The 14,009-nt window shown below is 72.9% G+C and carries 12 protein-coding genes; 6 read left to right on the top strand and 6 right to left on the bottom strand.

The genetic code is table 11. The features are described from left to right. Positions 1–362: 362 nt before the first annotated feature. The 6 genes from EAD89_RS14885 to EAD89_RS14860 form a co-directional block, all read right to left on the bottom strand. Entirely contained in the window at positions 363–932 is a 570-nt protein-coding gene (locus tag EAD89_RS14885) for a serine/threonine protein kinase (RefSeq protein ID WP_233578680.1), read from the bottom strand. 457 nt (positions 933–1,389) lie between these two features. After that, a complete protein-coding gene (locus tag EAD89_RS14880; RefSeq protein WP_121676102.1) occupies positions 1,390–3,612 on the bottom strand; it encodes a glycoside hydrolase family 27 protein in 2,223 nt (740 codons plus the stop codon). 46 nt (positions 3,613–3,658) lie between these two features. After that, positions 3,659–5,746 (bottom strand): alpha-galactosidase, encoded by a 2,088-nt coding sequence (locus EAD89_RS14875; RefSeq protein ID WP_121676101.1) that lies wholly within the window; start codon positions 5,744–5,746, stop codon positions 3,659–3,661. Next, positions 5,743–6,564: a carbohydrate ABC transporter permease gene (locus EAD89_RS14870; protein ID WP_121676100.1), complete on the bottom strand. Its 822-nt coding sequence runs from the start codon at positions 6,562–6,564 to the stop codon at positions 5,743–5,745. Before EAD89_RS14870 ends, EAD89_RS14875 begins: the two co-directional genes overlap by 4 nt. After that, a complete protein-coding gene (locus EAD89_RS14865; RefSeq protein ID WP_121676099.1) occupies positions 6,564–7,481 on the bottom strand; it encodes a carbohydrate ABC transporter permease in 918 nt (305 codons plus the stop codon). Before EAD89_RS14865 ends, EAD89_RS14870 begins: the two co-directional genes overlap by 1 nt. A 1-nt stretch (position 7,482) precedes the next feature. After that, positions 7,483–8,778 carry an ABC transporter substrate-binding protein gene (locus EAD89_RS14860; protein ID WP_121676098.1) on the bottom strand — a complete coding sequence of 432 codons (1,296 nt, stop codon included), beginning with the start codon at positions 8,776–8,778 and terminating at the stop codon, positions 7,483–7,485. 147 nt (positions 8,779–8,925) lie between these two features. Between EAD89_RS14860 and EAD89_RS14855 the strand changes: the two genes are divergently transcribed. From EAD89_RS14855 to EAD89_RS14830, 6 genes are read left to right on the top strand one after another with little or no spacing between them, the layout of a single operon-like run. Next, complete coding sequence (locus EAD89_RS14855) at positions 8,926–9,684, top strand: SDR family NAD(P)-dependent oxidoreductase (RefSeq protein WP_233578678.1); 759 nt, start codon at positions 8,926–8,928, stop codon at positions 9,682–9,684. Positions 9,685–9,721: 37 nt separating this feature from the next. Continuing rightward, complete coding sequence (locus EAD89_RS14850) at positions 9,722–10,432, top strand: FadR/GntR family transcriptional regulator (RefSeq protein ID WP_121654711.1); 711 nt, start codon at positions 9,722–9,724, stop codon at positions 10,430–10,432. Further along, positions 10,429–11,574 carry a galactonate dehydratase gene (gene dgoD / locus EAD89_RS14845; protein WP_121676096.1) on the top strand — a complete coding sequence of 382 codons (1,146 nt, stop codon included), beginning with the start codon at positions 10,429–10,431 and terminating at the stop codon, positions 11,572–11,574. Before EAD89_RS14850 ends, dgoD begins: the two co-directional genes overlap by 4 nt. Then, on the top strand, positions 11,568–12,410 hold the full coding sequence (locus EAD89_RS14840; protein ID WP_121676095.1) for a hypothetical protein: 843 nt from the start codon (positions 11,568–11,570) through the stop codon (positions 12,408–12,410). The genes dgoD and EAD89_RS14840 overlap by 7 nt, the downstream gene beginning before the upstream one ends. Before the next feature lie 11 nt (positions 12,411–12,421). Beyond that, entirely contained in the window at positions 12,422–13,042 is a 621-nt protein-coding gene (locus EAD89_RS14835) for a bifunctional 4-hydroxy-2-oxoglutarate aldolase/2-dehydro-3-deoxy-phosphogluconate aldolase (RefSeq protein WP_121676094.1), read from the top strand. Then, positions 13,039–13,971: a sugar kinase gene (locus tag EAD89_RS14830; RefSeq protein WP_121676093.1), complete on the top strand. Its 933-nt coding sequence runs from the start codon at positions 13,039–13,041 to the stop codon at positions 13,969–13,971. The genes EAD89_RS14835 and EAD89_RS14830 overlap by 4 nt, the downstream gene beginning before the upstream one ends. The last annotated feature ends 38 nt before the right edge of the window (positions 13,972–14,009 follow it).

Below are 14,009 nucleotides of genomic sequence, written 5' to 3'. Positions count from 1 at the left end.
ACCCAACTCCCCCGCCGCAACCACTACCACCGGCGCACGTGAAGACGACCCTTGAGCTGTGGCCAGTAGGCCTCGGCCACACGTCGGCCACCGCAACCAGATCCGCCTGGTCGGGATCGCGTCGAAACCACCACCCGCGCCCGGCCACACGTCACGGCCACCCGGCGACACTTGACAGCGAGCGGTCGGCCCCGAGCGGCGGACCGCGGCGGACGCCGAGCACTGAACGACGGGCACCGGAGGGCGGGGACCGGACGGCGGCCGGCGCAGGGCGACCAGACGGCGGGCGCCGGAGGACAGCGGGGTAGCGGCGCCAGACGGCGGGCGGCGGGCACCCGGCGGCGGGCAACGAGTGACGTGGGTCAGGGCGTCGCCAGCCGCCAGGCACGGACCAGCGTCGGCACGTCGGGGTACCGGTCGGCGGGCGCGGCTGTGATCGCCTGGTCCACGACACGGCGCTGGTCGGCGCTGCCCCGCCAACCCCCTGATGAGATCTGCCAACACTCTGGTGCATCCAGGAGGTGGTGCAGGGTGCGGCCGAGCAAATGCACGGTGGTCCGCTCGTCGATGGTCGCGCCCCGCACGAACTCCTCAGGTGCCATGTAGCGGCGCGAGCCGGGCAGTCGGTCGGCGTCCAGCACGAACGGACCTGGTCGGTACTCGTCCAGGTCGATCAGTCTGATCCGGCTGGTTGAGAAGTCGTACAGGAAGCAGCCGTCGTAGAGGTCGACCGCGACCAGACCGGCGGCGCTGACGGCCAGATGCGCATCGAGGATCGCGTCCAGCGCTGCCTCGACGTGCGGTACCGGTAGGCGCTGGAATCGGGCCAGCCCGGTGCGGTCGGCGCCGTGCACGGTGGCGTGGTTCAGCAGGATGCCGTCGTACCAGGGGTAGACGAGCGTCGGACCATCCGGGCCGTGGACCGTCCGCATTGGACGCGCGATCACCGGATGGTGGACTGCGGCGTGCACCGCGCAGGCCCGGTCGAGTGACGTTCGGCCCCGGGCGGTGGTAGCCGTCTTGATGAGCCAGCGGCGGCCAGCCACCTCGACCCCGTAGGACAAACAGCCCGAATCCTGGGCATCGAATACCACGAATGCCGATTCCATCGATGGCACGGACACGCTACGAGCCTAGGGCGGCCGCCTCGGGGCAAGGGCATCCTGGCGTGGGCCGCCGAGGCCGTCCTGGTGCTGGCCGAGGCCGCCGTGGCGGCAGGTCAACCGAGCCGGGCCGCGGAGGCGGTGGCCGGGGCACGGTGGCCGGCATCGAAGGCCGGGACGCGCCACTGGCCCTGGCCGTCCTGCGCGGGAGCCGGGAACTCGTCCCGGCCTGATCCCGACGGCGTGCCGCCGGCGGGTGGAACCGCCGACGGCACGCCACGAGAGATCAGAGGACGATCTGGTGCACCCGGTCGTCGACGCCGCGTACCGCCAGCCAGGTGCTGCCGTCGGCGCCGGCCGCGGCACCCGGTGCGCCCCGGAACGCGTCGGTGGCGAACTCGCCACGACGGAACCAGCCGCCCCACGCCCCGTCGACCAGGTTGCGCTGCCAGAGCCGGTTGTCGGCGGCCAACGCGAAGAGGTACACCCGGCCCGCGGTGGCGAGCAGGGTCGGGCTGCCGCTGGTGGTGCCGCCCAGGTTCGTCCAGGCCGACCAGGTGGTGCCGGTCCGGCTGCGCCACCACACCTCGTCGGTCCGGCTGCGGACCGCGACGTGCAGCACGCCGGCGTCGTCAACGACGGCACTCGGCCGGCCGTAGATCGGTCGGTCCTCGGGCGCGCCGATGCCCGTCCAGCCGCTGCCCGGGGTGCGCGACCAGAGCTTGCCGTCGGCGCCGCGGGCGATCAGCGTCCACTGGGTCGGGCTGGTCCAGGCCACCGTGGGCCCGTCGGTCACCGTGCCGCCCAGACTGCGCCACGGACCCCACTTCCCGGCGACGTAACTGCGCTGCCAGGCCGCGTTGTCGGTGCCCCGTACGAAGACGTCGAGCCGGCCGTCCGGCGAGGCGTACGCCGCGGGCTGCCCGAGGATCCGACCGCCGACCGGGCCGCCGAGGGAGGTCCAGTCAGTCCCCCAGGTCGCGCCCGAGCGGGTGTTCACCGCCAGCGCGCCCTGCGCCGTGCGGACGAAGGCTGCCGCGTGCGTGTCGTCCACCCGGACCAGCGCCGGGCTGGCGCTGGCGGTGCCGCCGAGGCTGACGCCGGCGACCTGGTCGGTGCCGGTCAGGCCGAGCATGGCCACTCCGTGCGCCGGGACCTGGACGGTGTACGAGCCGGTGAACGGCTGGACGCCGGCGGTGCCCGGCGCAGCGTCGACGGTGGTGCGGGCCCACAGGTCACGGACCGCGACCGGCCCGCCGAGCGCGACGTCGGCGAAGTCGACGGTGATCTCCTGGGCGGTGTCGTGCCGGTTGAGCAGCGCGACCGCCCGCCGACCCGAGCCGGTGAGCACCTTGCTCCAGACCTGCGCGTCGGTCCCGGTGTCGGCGACCTTGACGCCCTGCCGGACGAGCCGGTCCTGGTTCACGGCGATGATCTCCGGGTTGGTCAACGCCGAGATCATCTCGCTGGGCAGGCCGCGCGGGTCGGAGCCGATGACCAGCGGGGCGGCCATGATGGACCACATGCCGAGCTGGGTCTTGGACTCCTCCAGGCTCAGCTCGTACCCGCCACCGGGCAGCGGACGCATCGGCAGCAGGTAGTCCGGGTCGTTGTAGTGCCCCGGCCCGGTGGCCGCCGGGTGGTACGCGTTGACGTCCATGTTGCGCAGCACCCACGGGAACGCCCACTGCGGCGTCGGGTCGGTGAGCCCCACGTCGGTGTACGTCCGCCAGGAGTCGGCGACGGTGGGCGCGTACGTGTAGGTCCAGGTGGAGAGCTGCTCCGGGGTGTACGGGCCGCCGCCCCAGTCGGAGCTGACCGGGTTGCAGATGTTCAGCAGCATCGGTCGGGGCGACTGGCGTACCGCCTCGGCCAGCTCACGGAAGGTGGTCTCCGGGTCGAGGCCGGCGGCCCGGCCGCAGAGCCAGTCGGCCTTGAGCGCGTCGAAGCCCCAGCCGGCGAACTGGGCGATGTCGGCCTGGTAGTGGCCGTTGCTGCCGAGCCCGCACTGCCCGGGCAGGTACGGTCCGGCGTCGGTGTAGATGCCGGCCTTCATGCCCTTGCTGTGGATGTACGCGGCCAGCGCGGCCATCCCACCCGGGAAGCGGGCGGGATCGGCGACGAGCTGGCCGGCCTCGTTGCGCGGGGTGGGCGCGGCCCAGTTGCCGTCGATCCAGACGTAGGTGTAGCCGGCGTCCCGCAGGCCGCTGCTGACCATGAAGTCGGTGACCGACCGCACTTCGGCCTCGGTGGGGTCGCCACCGAGACCGAAGTAGGTGTTCCAGCCCTGGTAGGGCGTCGGGGCGAGCCCGCTGTTGAAGAAGGTCGGGGCACCCTGGTCCTCGGCGCCGGTGGCGGGGGCGTGACCCGGTTTACCCGGTCCGCCGTGGCCGTGGCCGCCGGCCTTCGGTGGGTCGGCGTGCGGTGGGCCGGCCATCGCCGGCATGGGGCTGGCCAGGCCCAGGCCGAGAACGGCCAGGGCTGCGGTCAGCGGTCGGTTCAGGCGCATGGAGGTACTCCTGTCCCTCGGGGGCGGGGGTGGTGGTGCTCCGGCCTCAGTCGCGGGTCAGCACGATGAGGTCGGCGTCGTGGGTCGGGCTCCACTGCACGGGCAGGCCGACCGCGGCGAGGTGGCTGCCGGAGTAGTGGCGGTCGCCGTGCCGGTAGCGGGCCGTCGGGTCGAGGCCCCGCAGGGGTAGCCGGACCGGGCGGGACGGCAGCAGGCCGGTGCCGTCGAGCCGTCCGGTGTGCCAGGCCAGGACGACCACGCGGCGCTCGTCCGGCGCGGTGTACTGCACCGCGCATCGGGTCTGGTCGGGGCCTCCGATCAGGTGCACCTCGCCGTGGGTGACGACGTCCCGGATCTCCTTGTAGCGGGCGATCCAGCCGGCCGCCTCGGCCCGCTCGGCGGGGGTCCAGGCCCGGATGTCCGCGCCGATGCCGAGCACGCCGGCCATCGCGAGCACGAACCGGAACGCGAGCGTTCGCGGGCGGGGGTCGAACAGGCCGGGCGCGTCGGTGACCCAGGAGCTGAGCAGGTGCGGGGCGTTGGCGTGCAGGAAGCCGTACTGGATGGCCAGCCGGTCCAGCGGTCCGGTGTTGTCGCTGGGCCAGAACACGTCGGCCCGGGCGGCCATCGCCAGGTCGGTGCGCGCGCCCCCGCCGGCACAGGCCTCGATGAGCACGCCGGGGTGGTCCCGGCGCAGCCGCCCGTAGATCCGGTGCAGGTTGGCCACGTGTGCGCCGTCCAGGTCGAGCGGGCCGACCCCGCCCGGGCGCCCCGGCTCGGTACGCGGCCGGTTGAAGTCCCACTTCAGGTAGTCGATGTCGTACCGGCGGAGCAGACCGTCCACGGTGGAGTGGACGAACTCGGCGACCTCCGGGCGGCCCAGGTCGAGCAGGTACTGGTTGCGGACCGGGGTGAGCGGACGGCCGTGGACGGCGTAGACCCACTCCGGGTGCTCGGCGTAGAGGGTCGACTTCGGGTTGACGCACTCCGGCTCGACCCAGAGCCCGAAGTTCAGCCCGAGCGCGCGGACGTCGGCGATGAACGCGTCGAAACCGGCCGGGAACTTCGCCGGGTCCGGCGTCCAGTCGCCCAGCCCGGCGGTGTCGTCGTCGCGGCCGATGAACCAGCCGTCGTCCACCACGAACGTCTCCACGCCCAGCTCGGCGGCGATCTCGGCGAGCGCCAACTGGCTCTTCGCCTCGACGGCGAAGTAGGTGGCCTCCCACGAGTTGTAGAGCACCGGGCGCGGGGTGAGCCGGTCGGCGGCGAGCAGCCGCTGGTGGGTGTGCCAGACCCGGGCCAGGCCGTCCAGGCCGTCCGGGCTGTACGCCCCGGTCACCTCGGGCAGCGTCAGCCGGTCACCGGGCGCCAGCTCCAGCGGGCCGTCGACCAGCTGCCGGCCGGCCCGGACCCGGGTCAGGCCCCCGGTGTCCCGCTCGGCGCTGATCTCCCAGGAGCCGGTCCAGGCCAGGGCCAGAGCCCAGGCCGGGCCGGTCGGCTCGGCGGCGTCCCGTACGGCCAGCCAGGGCACGTGCAGGTGCCCCGGCACGCCCTGCGCGCTGCCGATGGTGAACGTGCCGTGGCCCAGCTCGACGTGGGAGAGCTGGAACTCCTGCGACCACTGCCCCCACTGGTGGCTGAGCAGCGCGCCGTGCGGCGTCGGCACGCAGAACCCGGCCGACCCGGCCCGGACGACCCGCAACGCACCGGTGCCGTCGTTGCTCAACTCGACCCACCGCTGCACCACGTCGGTGCCGGCGGGCACCCGGTAGTGCACGGTGGCGCGCAGCCCGGTCACCGGGTCGGCGAAGTCGACGGCCAGCTCCCGCTGGTCGGCATCGGCCCGCACGTCGGTGTGGACGAAGCCGACCCGGCGGTCCCCGCTGGCGGTCTCGACGACCAGGTCGGCGCCGGTGAACGGTCGGTCGGCGTCGGTCGCGTACTCGATCGGGGCGGCGTCCCCGGCGGTGAGGAACGGCACCGGGCCGTCGTAGGCGACCGGGGACGGGCCGTCGGAGACCCCGTGCGGGCCCCACGCGACCAGCTCCAGCCAGCGGCCGTGCGCCGGCACGGTCACGGTGTACTCGGTGTGCGCGCCACGCAGCGTCCAGCGCTGCCCCGTCGTGGCGGTCACTTGACCGCTCCGAGCGCCAGGCCGGAGACGAAGTGCCGCTGGAAGCGCAGGAAGACCGCGACCGTCGGTACGGCCGCGATGACCGTGCCGGCGGCGATGACGTTCCAGGACGAGACGAACTGCCCCTGGAGGCCGAGCAGCGCCGGGGTGATCGGCATGTTGTCGTCGGTGCGCAGCACGGTGATCGCCCAGAGCAGGTCGTTGAAGATCCAGGTGAAGGAGAGCGCCCCGAGCGCGGCCAGTGCGGGCCGGGTCAGCGGCAGCATCACCCGGGTGAAGATCTGCGCCGTGCCGGCGCCGTCGATCGTGGCCGCCTCCTGGATCTCACCCGGCAGGTCCCGCATGAAGCCGTGCAGGACGAAGGTGTAAAAGCCGAGCCCGAAGCCGACCTGTACCGCGATGAGCGCCCAGAGCGTGTCGTACAGGCCGGTCAGCTCGCTGAACTTGGACACCGGGATGAGCAGGATCTGCGGTGGCAGCAGGTTGCCGGCGAGCATCAGCAGCAGGATGGTCCGCCGGCCGGGGATGCGGAAGCGGCTCAGCGCGAACGCGGCCATCGCGGCCAGACCCAGGCTCAGCGCCACCGACGGGATGGTGACCAGCATGCTGTTGATGAGGGCGCGCAGCTCGCCGCCGTCGGTCCACGCCTGCCGGTAGGTGTCCAGGGTGAACGACCGGGGCAGGCTGCCGACCCCGTGGGCGGCGATGTCGTCGAACGACCGGGTGGACATCACCACGACCCAGATGACCGGCCCCAGCCAGAGCAGCGAGAGCAGGATCATTCCGGTGTGGAAGCCCCCGGTGCGGAGCTTGTTCATCACGCTTCCTCCCGGAAGGCGCGGACCAGGTAGCCGAGGATGACCGCCAGCGCCAGCACGAAGATCACGACCGCGATCGCGGAGGCGTAGCCCAGCCGCAGGCTCTGGAACGCGGTCGAGTACATGTAGGTGCTGAGCAGCTCCGACGAGTGGTACGGGCCGCCCTTGGTCAGCGACCAGACGATGTCGAACGAGCGCAGTGAATCGATCACGATGACCGACAGCACGACGGCGTTGACCCCCTTGAGCTGGGGAATGGTGACGTGCCGCAGCCGCTGCCAGGAGTTGGCGCCGTCCATCCGGGCCGCCTCGTGCAGCGCCGGGTCGATCGCCTTCAGTCCGGCCAGGAACAGCACCATCACGTAGCCGATCTGCCGCCACAGGGCGGGCAGGATCACCGCGTACAGCGCGGTCTGCGGATCGGCGAGCCAGGGCCGGATCAGCTGCTCCAGGCCGACGGCCCGCAGCAGCGTGTCGGCGATGCCGTCGGGCTGGTAGAAGACCCTCCAGACCAGCGCGGTCACCACCAGGGAGAAGACCACCGGGGTGAACAGGGCGGCCCGGTAGAAGCCGACCCCACGTCGCTCCTTCTGCAGGACCAGCGCCATGCCGAAGCCACCCAGCACGGAGAGGCCGCCGAAGAGGACCAGCCAGATCACCGTGTTGAGCAGCGCGCCCCGGAAGGTGGCGTCGCCGGCCATCTCCACGTAGTTGTCGACGCCGACGAAGGTGGTTGGCGACATCCCGTCCCAGCGGGTGAGGGAGAACCAGAAGCCCTGGAGCGCCGGCCAGAAGACCCAGACGCTCTCGACCGCGAACGGCACGAGGACGAACGCCACCAGCAGCGGCGACAGTCGAGCCGACCGTCGCCGCCGCCGGGTGGGGGTGACCGAAGTCGTGGAGATCGTTGCTGTCACGTCAGCCCTTGAAGACCTTCTCGGCGCCGGCCTGCCACTCCCGCAGGATCGCGTCGATCTGGTCCGGCTTGTCGATGAACTTGGTCAGCGCGGTGTCCGCGGTCGGCTGGAGCGCGTCGCTCGAGTCGCGGTTGAAGAACTGCGTCAGCTCCTTGGCCTCGTCGAGCATGGCCTTGCCCTTGACCACCAGCGGCGAGTCGGACGCCTTGGCCTTCGGGTTGGCCGGCAGGACGATGCCGGAGCTGGCCTTGACGTACGCCTCCTGCGCCTCCACCCCGGAGAGGTAGGTGAGCAGGGCCTTGGCGCCGGTCGGGTTGGCGGTCTTCGCGCTGGCGAAGAAGCCGTCGGTCGGCGCCTCCTCGGCCAGGGGCACCGCCGGGTCGATGATCGGGAACCGGAAGAAGTCCAGGTCGCCGAGGGCGTCCTTGGGTGCCGCGTCGGCGAAGAACGTGCCGATCAGGAACATGCCGGTCTTGCCGGCCAGCAGCGCGGTGGTCGCCTCCTGGAACGGGTACGCCTTGCCCTTCGGGTCGAAGTAGGGCAGGGCCTCGCGCCAGCGGGTGAAGACCGCCTTGACCTTGGGGTCGTCGAAACGCTGCTTGCCGGCGAGCAGCTCGCGGTGGAACGGGGCGCCGTTGATCCGGATGTTGAGGTAGTCGAACCAGGCCGAGGCCACCCAGGGGGTGTCGCCGAGACCGATGCCGATCGGCGGAATGCCCTTGCTCTTCAGCGTCTCGCACAGCGCCAGGAAGTCGGTCCAGGTCTTCGGCTCCTGCACGCCCCACTTGGCGAAGTTGGACTTGCGGTAGAAGAAGCCCCACCAGTAGTTGTTCATCGGCACGAAGATCTGCTTGCCGCTGGCGTCGGTCGAGAGGGTGCGCAGCGACTGGGGGTAGTCGCCGAGCGACTTCCAGACGTCGGAGACGTCGAGCAGCAGGTCGCGGCTGGCGTAGTCGTTGGCGACCGAGCCCGCGTACCAGGTGTAGAGGTCCGGCGGGTTGGCCGAGGTCAGGTACGTCGGCAGCTGGGTCCGGAAGGTCTCCGAGGCGATCGTGTTGAGGCTCGCCGTGCCCTTGCCCTGCGTGTTGAAGTTCGCGATCAGCTTCTCCATCGCCGCCTTGGCCTGCGGCGAGGAGAGGTTGGACTGGATGGTGACCGCGCCGGAGCTGTTGCTCGCCGTCGGCCCGCTCGCGGAGCTGGCGCACGCGCTGAGGAACGAGCTGGCGCCGAGGGCACCCAGGCCGGCGAGCCCGAGGTGGCCAAGGAATCGCCGGCGACCGGGGTCGAAGTCGCTCACGGGGGGTGTCCTTCCTCTACGACACGTAGCGTCACGGCGCAATGTGTCGGCCATGTGAATGGTGTGACCAGAAGGTTGCATCGACCCTCGGCGGCTGTCAAGATATCTTCGTAATTAATGATTAGATGAGATCAAGGCGAGGGTCAGGTGAATCAGCTTATGCGCCGGCTTGAGGGCAAGAACGCGCTGGTCACCGGTGCGATGGGCGGAATCGGCGCGGCCACCGCCCGGCGGCTCGCCGCCGAGGGAGCGGCCGTCGCGCTGCTCGACGTGGCCGATTCGACCCCGCTGGCCGACGAGCTGACCGCACGCGGCAACCGAGCACTGTCCGTAATGGGCGATGTCAGCGACGAGGCCGACTGGTCGGCCGCCGTGGCGGCGCTGCGGGACCACCTCGGGCCGGTGGACATCCTGGTCAGCACCGCGTACGCCGTGCAGGTCGCCCCGGCGCATGAGACCAGCCGGCAGTCCTGGGACCACCAGCTCGGCGTCAGCCTCACCGGCTCCTTCCTCGGCGTACGCGCCTGCCTGGACGATCTGCGGGCGCGCGCCGGCGCGGTGGTGCTGATCTCCTCGGTGCACGCGCTGGTCGGGCTGCCGGGCCGGCCCGCGTACGCCGCGGCCAAGGGTGGCCTCGTCGCGCTCGGCCGCCAGCTCGCCGTGGAGTACGGCCCACAGGTGCGGGTCAACACCGTGCTGCCCGGTCCGATCCTCACCGACGCCTGGGCCGAGGTGTCCGAAGAGGACCGCCGACGCAGCGTCGCGGAGACCGTGGCGAAGCGGTTCGGCACGCCGGACGAGGTGGCCGCGACGGTGGCCTTCCTCGCCTCACCGGACGCCGCCTACGTCACCGGCGCGAGCCTGGTGGTGGACGGTGGCTGGACCGCGGTGAAAGCCTCGGCCTGAGAGATCGATACCGACCAGCGAGAAGGCCAGGAGAGCATTGGCACAGTACGCACGCCGCGGCGTCCACGGGCAGACCGTCGAAGCCATCGCCCGCCGCATCCTCACCGGTGAGATCCCCGCCGGGGCGACGCTCAACATCGTCGCGTTGCAGGAGGAGTTCGACGTCAGTCTGACGGCGCTGCGCGAGGCGCTGAAGGTCCTCTCGGCCAAGGGCATCGTCGACGCCCGGCAGAAGCGCGGCACGTTCGTCCGGCCGCGCGCGGACTGGAACCTGCTCGACGGTGACGTGATCCGCTGGCAGTTCGCCGAAGGTCCCCACGAGCGCCTGCTCGACCAGCTGCACGAGGTACGCGCCATCATCGAGCCGGCCGCCGCGCGACTGGCCGCCAGCCGGGCCACCGAGGACGACATCGCGGCCCTCGACCGGGCGCTGGTCGAGATGGCCGAGGCCAACGGCGACCCCGCCGCCGCCGTCGCCGCCGACCTCTCCTTCCACCGCGCACTGCTCGCCGCCACCCACAACGAGCTGCTGGAACGCATGGAGGTGGTGATGGAGACCGGGCTCGCCGAGCGGGACCGGCTGGTGCACGGCGGCGACGCGCACGACGACCCGGTGCCCAGCCACCGCGCGGTGGTCGACGCGCTGCGGGCACGCGACGAGACGGCGACCGAGGCGGCCATGCGTGAGTTGCTGGACAAGGCCGTCCGGGACGTTGAGAAGGCACGGGGACAGAAAGGCAGTCGGTGAAGATCGAGCGGATCGAGACCTTCCTGGTCGCGCCACGATGGTTGTTCTGCCGGGTGGAGACCGACGACGGGCTGGTCGGGTGGGGTGAGCCCGTGGTCGAGGGGCGCGCCGAGGTGGTGCGCAGCGCGGTCGAGGTGCTCTCCGAATACCTGATCGGCGAGGATCCGCTCCGGATCGAGCAGCACTGGCAGGTGCTCACCAAGGGCGGCTTCTACCGGGGCGGCCCGATCCTCTCCAGCGCGGTCGCCGGCCTCGACCAGGCGTTGTGGGACATCGCCGGGCAGGCGTACGGGGCGCCGGTGCACGCCCTGCTCGGTGGGGCCGTCCGGGACCGGGTGCGCATCTACTCCTGGATCGGCGGGGACGAGCCCGACGAGGTGGCCGACGCGGCCGCCGGCCAGGTCGCCGCCGGTCTCACCGGGGTCAAGATGAACGCCTGCGGACGACTCTCCGCCATCCCCACCTCCGCCGAGGTGGACGCGGTTGTCGGCCGGGTCGCCGCCGCCCGGGAGGTGCTCGGCCCCGACCGGGACATCGCGCTGGACTTCCACGGCCGGGCCGGGCTGGCCGCGATACGCCGGATCCTGCCCGAGCTGGCTCCCCTGCGTCCCTTCTTCGTGGAGGAACCGGTCCTGCCCGACCAGGCCCACCACCTGCGCGACATCGTCGCCGGCACGCCGATCCCGGTGGCCACCGGCGAACGGCTCTACGGCCGCTCCGAGTTCCTCGGCCCGCTACAGGCCGGGGTCGCCGTGGTCCAGCCCGACCTGTCGCACGCCGGCGGGATCTCCGAGGTGCGCCGGATCGCCACACTGGCCGAGACGTACGGGGCGTTGCTGGCCCCGCACTGCCCGCTCGGCCCGATCTCCCTGGCGGCCAGCCTCCAGGTGGCCTTCGCGACGCCGAACTTCCTGATCCAGGAGCAGAGCATCGGCATCCACTACCACTCCGGCTCGGAGCTGCTGGACTACGTCGTCGACCCGGAGCCCTTCCGGTTCCTGGACGGGCACATCGCCCGGCCCGACCGGCCCGGTCTGGGTATCACCGTGGACGAGGCGGCGGTCCGTCAGGCCGCCCGTACCCCGCACGCCTGGCGTAACCCGGTCTGGCAGCACCACGACGGGTCGTTCGCCGAATGGTGACCGGGGCGGCCGGGCCGGTGCCGCTGCGGGTGGCGTACGACGCGGCGCGCGGCGGCCGGTGGACCAGCCTGCGCGGCGGCGGCCGGGAATGGCTCTGGCGCGGGCCGGAGCCCGGCCGGCACGACGTACGCCCCGACGACGCGTTCGTCGACGCCGGCGGGTTGGAGGAGTGCCTGCCCACCGTGCGCGGCCGGCCCGACCACGGTGAGGTGTGGTCCCGGCCGTGGCGGACAACCGCGCCTGGCACGGTGGCCATCGAGCGCCCCACGTTCACGGTGACCCGCCGCATCACCGACTCCGACGGCGTGGTGATGGCCGACTACCGGCTGGCCGCCGACCCCGGCCACCGGTTCGTGTGGGCGGCGCACGCCCTGCTCGACCTCTCCGAGGGGGCCCGTCTCGACGCACCCGCCGGCACCCCCACCCGGCTGCATCCGGAGGCCGCCGCCCTGCTGCCCCCGGGCGCCTGGCCCGCCGGCAGCCCCTGGCTGACCGGGCCCTGGCCGGCACCGGCCGGGCTGGCACTGGATACGCTGGGCCCGGACGACGGGACCGCGCTCGGCGCCGTGCTGCTCGACTGCCCCCGGGTCCAGGTGACCGACGGCGCCGACCGGCTGACCCTGGAGCTGGAGTGCGACGGCCAACCCCGCAGCACCGCGCTCTGGCGCAACCTGAACGGCTGGCCGGCCACCGCCCCCTACCGCAGCGTCGGCGTCGAACCGATGCTCGGCGCCGCCTTCGACCTGGCCGATGCCGGTCCGTCCGACGCGGCGGTCGTGCCGCCCGCCGGTGAGGTCGCCTGGCGGCTCACCATCTCCGCCCACCGTTTCCACTGAGGACGATCGCGATGAACCTGCTCCACGAGTTGCGTACCCACCGACTGCTGGCGATCGTGCGCGGGCCCGACCCGGCCGCCGCGCTGTCCGCGGTGCTCACCATGGCCGAGAGCGGCGTCGCGCTGGTCGAGGTGTCGCTGACCAGCGCCGACGCGCTCGGCACCATCCGACGGGCCCGAGCCGCCCTGGGGCCGGACTTCGCCCTGGGCGCGGGCACCGTGCTCAGTGCCGAGGACGCCCGCGCGGCGGCCGACGCGGGTGCCGGCTTCCTGGTCACCCCGGCGTTGGCGCCGAGCCTCGCCGAGGCCGACCGGCTCGGGCTGCCGGTGCTGGCCGGCGCGCTCACGCCCACCGAGGTGGTGCAGGCCAGCAACGCGGGAGCCGCCGCGATCAAGCTCTTCCCGGCCTCGCTGGGTGGGCCCGACTACCTCGGCGCGCTGCGCGACCCGTTCCCCGGCACCGCGTTCGTGCCGGTCGGCGGAGTCGACGCCGACGGCGCACGGCGCTACCTCGACCGCGGCGCTGTCGCGGTGGGCGTCGGCTCCCCGCTGCTCGGCGACGCGGTTCGCGGCGGCGACCCGGAGGCTCTGCGCGAGCGGGCCGCCGCCTTCCTCACGGCGGTCCGGCCGTGACCGACCTGCTCACCCTCGGCGAGACGATGGCGGCCTTCCGCACCACCGGGCCGCTGCGGCTGGGCGGCACCGCCGGCATCTCGGTCGCCGGCTCCGAGTCGACCGTCGCCATCGGCCTGGCCCGGCTCGGACACCGGGCCGCCTGGGTCGGGGTCACCGGCGCCGACGAGCCCGGCGAACTGGTCCGCCGCACGCTGCGCGCCGAGGGCGTCGACCTGACCTGGTCCAGGATCGACCCGACGGCGCCCACCGGGCTGATCCTCTTCGAGTCCCGGGTCGCCGACATCAACCGGGTCACCTACCACCGCGCCGGTTCGGCCGGGTCCCGACTGGGCTCCGCGGACGTCACCCCCGCCTTCGACCGGCCGCCCCGGCTGCTGCACATCACCGGCATCACCTGCGCGCTGGGCGCCGAGCCGTACCAGGCCGTCGTGGAGGCGGTACGACTAGCCCGCGCGGCGGGCAGCACCGTCTGCCTGGACGTCAACCACCGGCACCGGCTCTGGTCGGTCGCCGAGGCCGGTGCCGCGCTACGGCCGCTGCTGCCGTCGGTCGACCTGGTGGTCGCCTCCGACGACGAGCTGGCCGTGCTGACCGACGCCGCCGACCCCGTCGCGGACCTGCGGGCGGCCGGCGTGACCGAGGTCGTGGTGAAGCACGGCGCCGACGGGGCGACCAGCCACAGCGCGGACGGCACGGTGCACCGGCCCGCCCGCACGGTGCCGGTGGTGGACACCGTCGGCGCCGGCGACGCCTTCGTGGCCGGGCTCCTCTCCGGCTGGCTGGACGGGGCCGACGCGCCGGCACGGCTGGACCGGGCGGTCACCACCGGCGCGTTCGCGGTGGCCACCCGGGGCGACTGGGAGGGCCTGCCCGACCGGTCGGAGCTGGCGCTGCTCGACCACGGGCCCGGCGGCACCGTGCGCTGACCACCGGGCCGACAGGCCACCGGTGCATCGTTGGAGGA

This window comes from Micromonospora sp. BL4 (assembly GCF_003667505.1).
Lineage (GTDB): Bacteria > Actinomycetota > Actinomycetes > Mycobacteriales > Micromonosporaceae > Micromonospora.
Note: the sequence above shows the minus strand (reverse complement) of the source record. Positions and strands in the feature narration are given on the sequence as shown.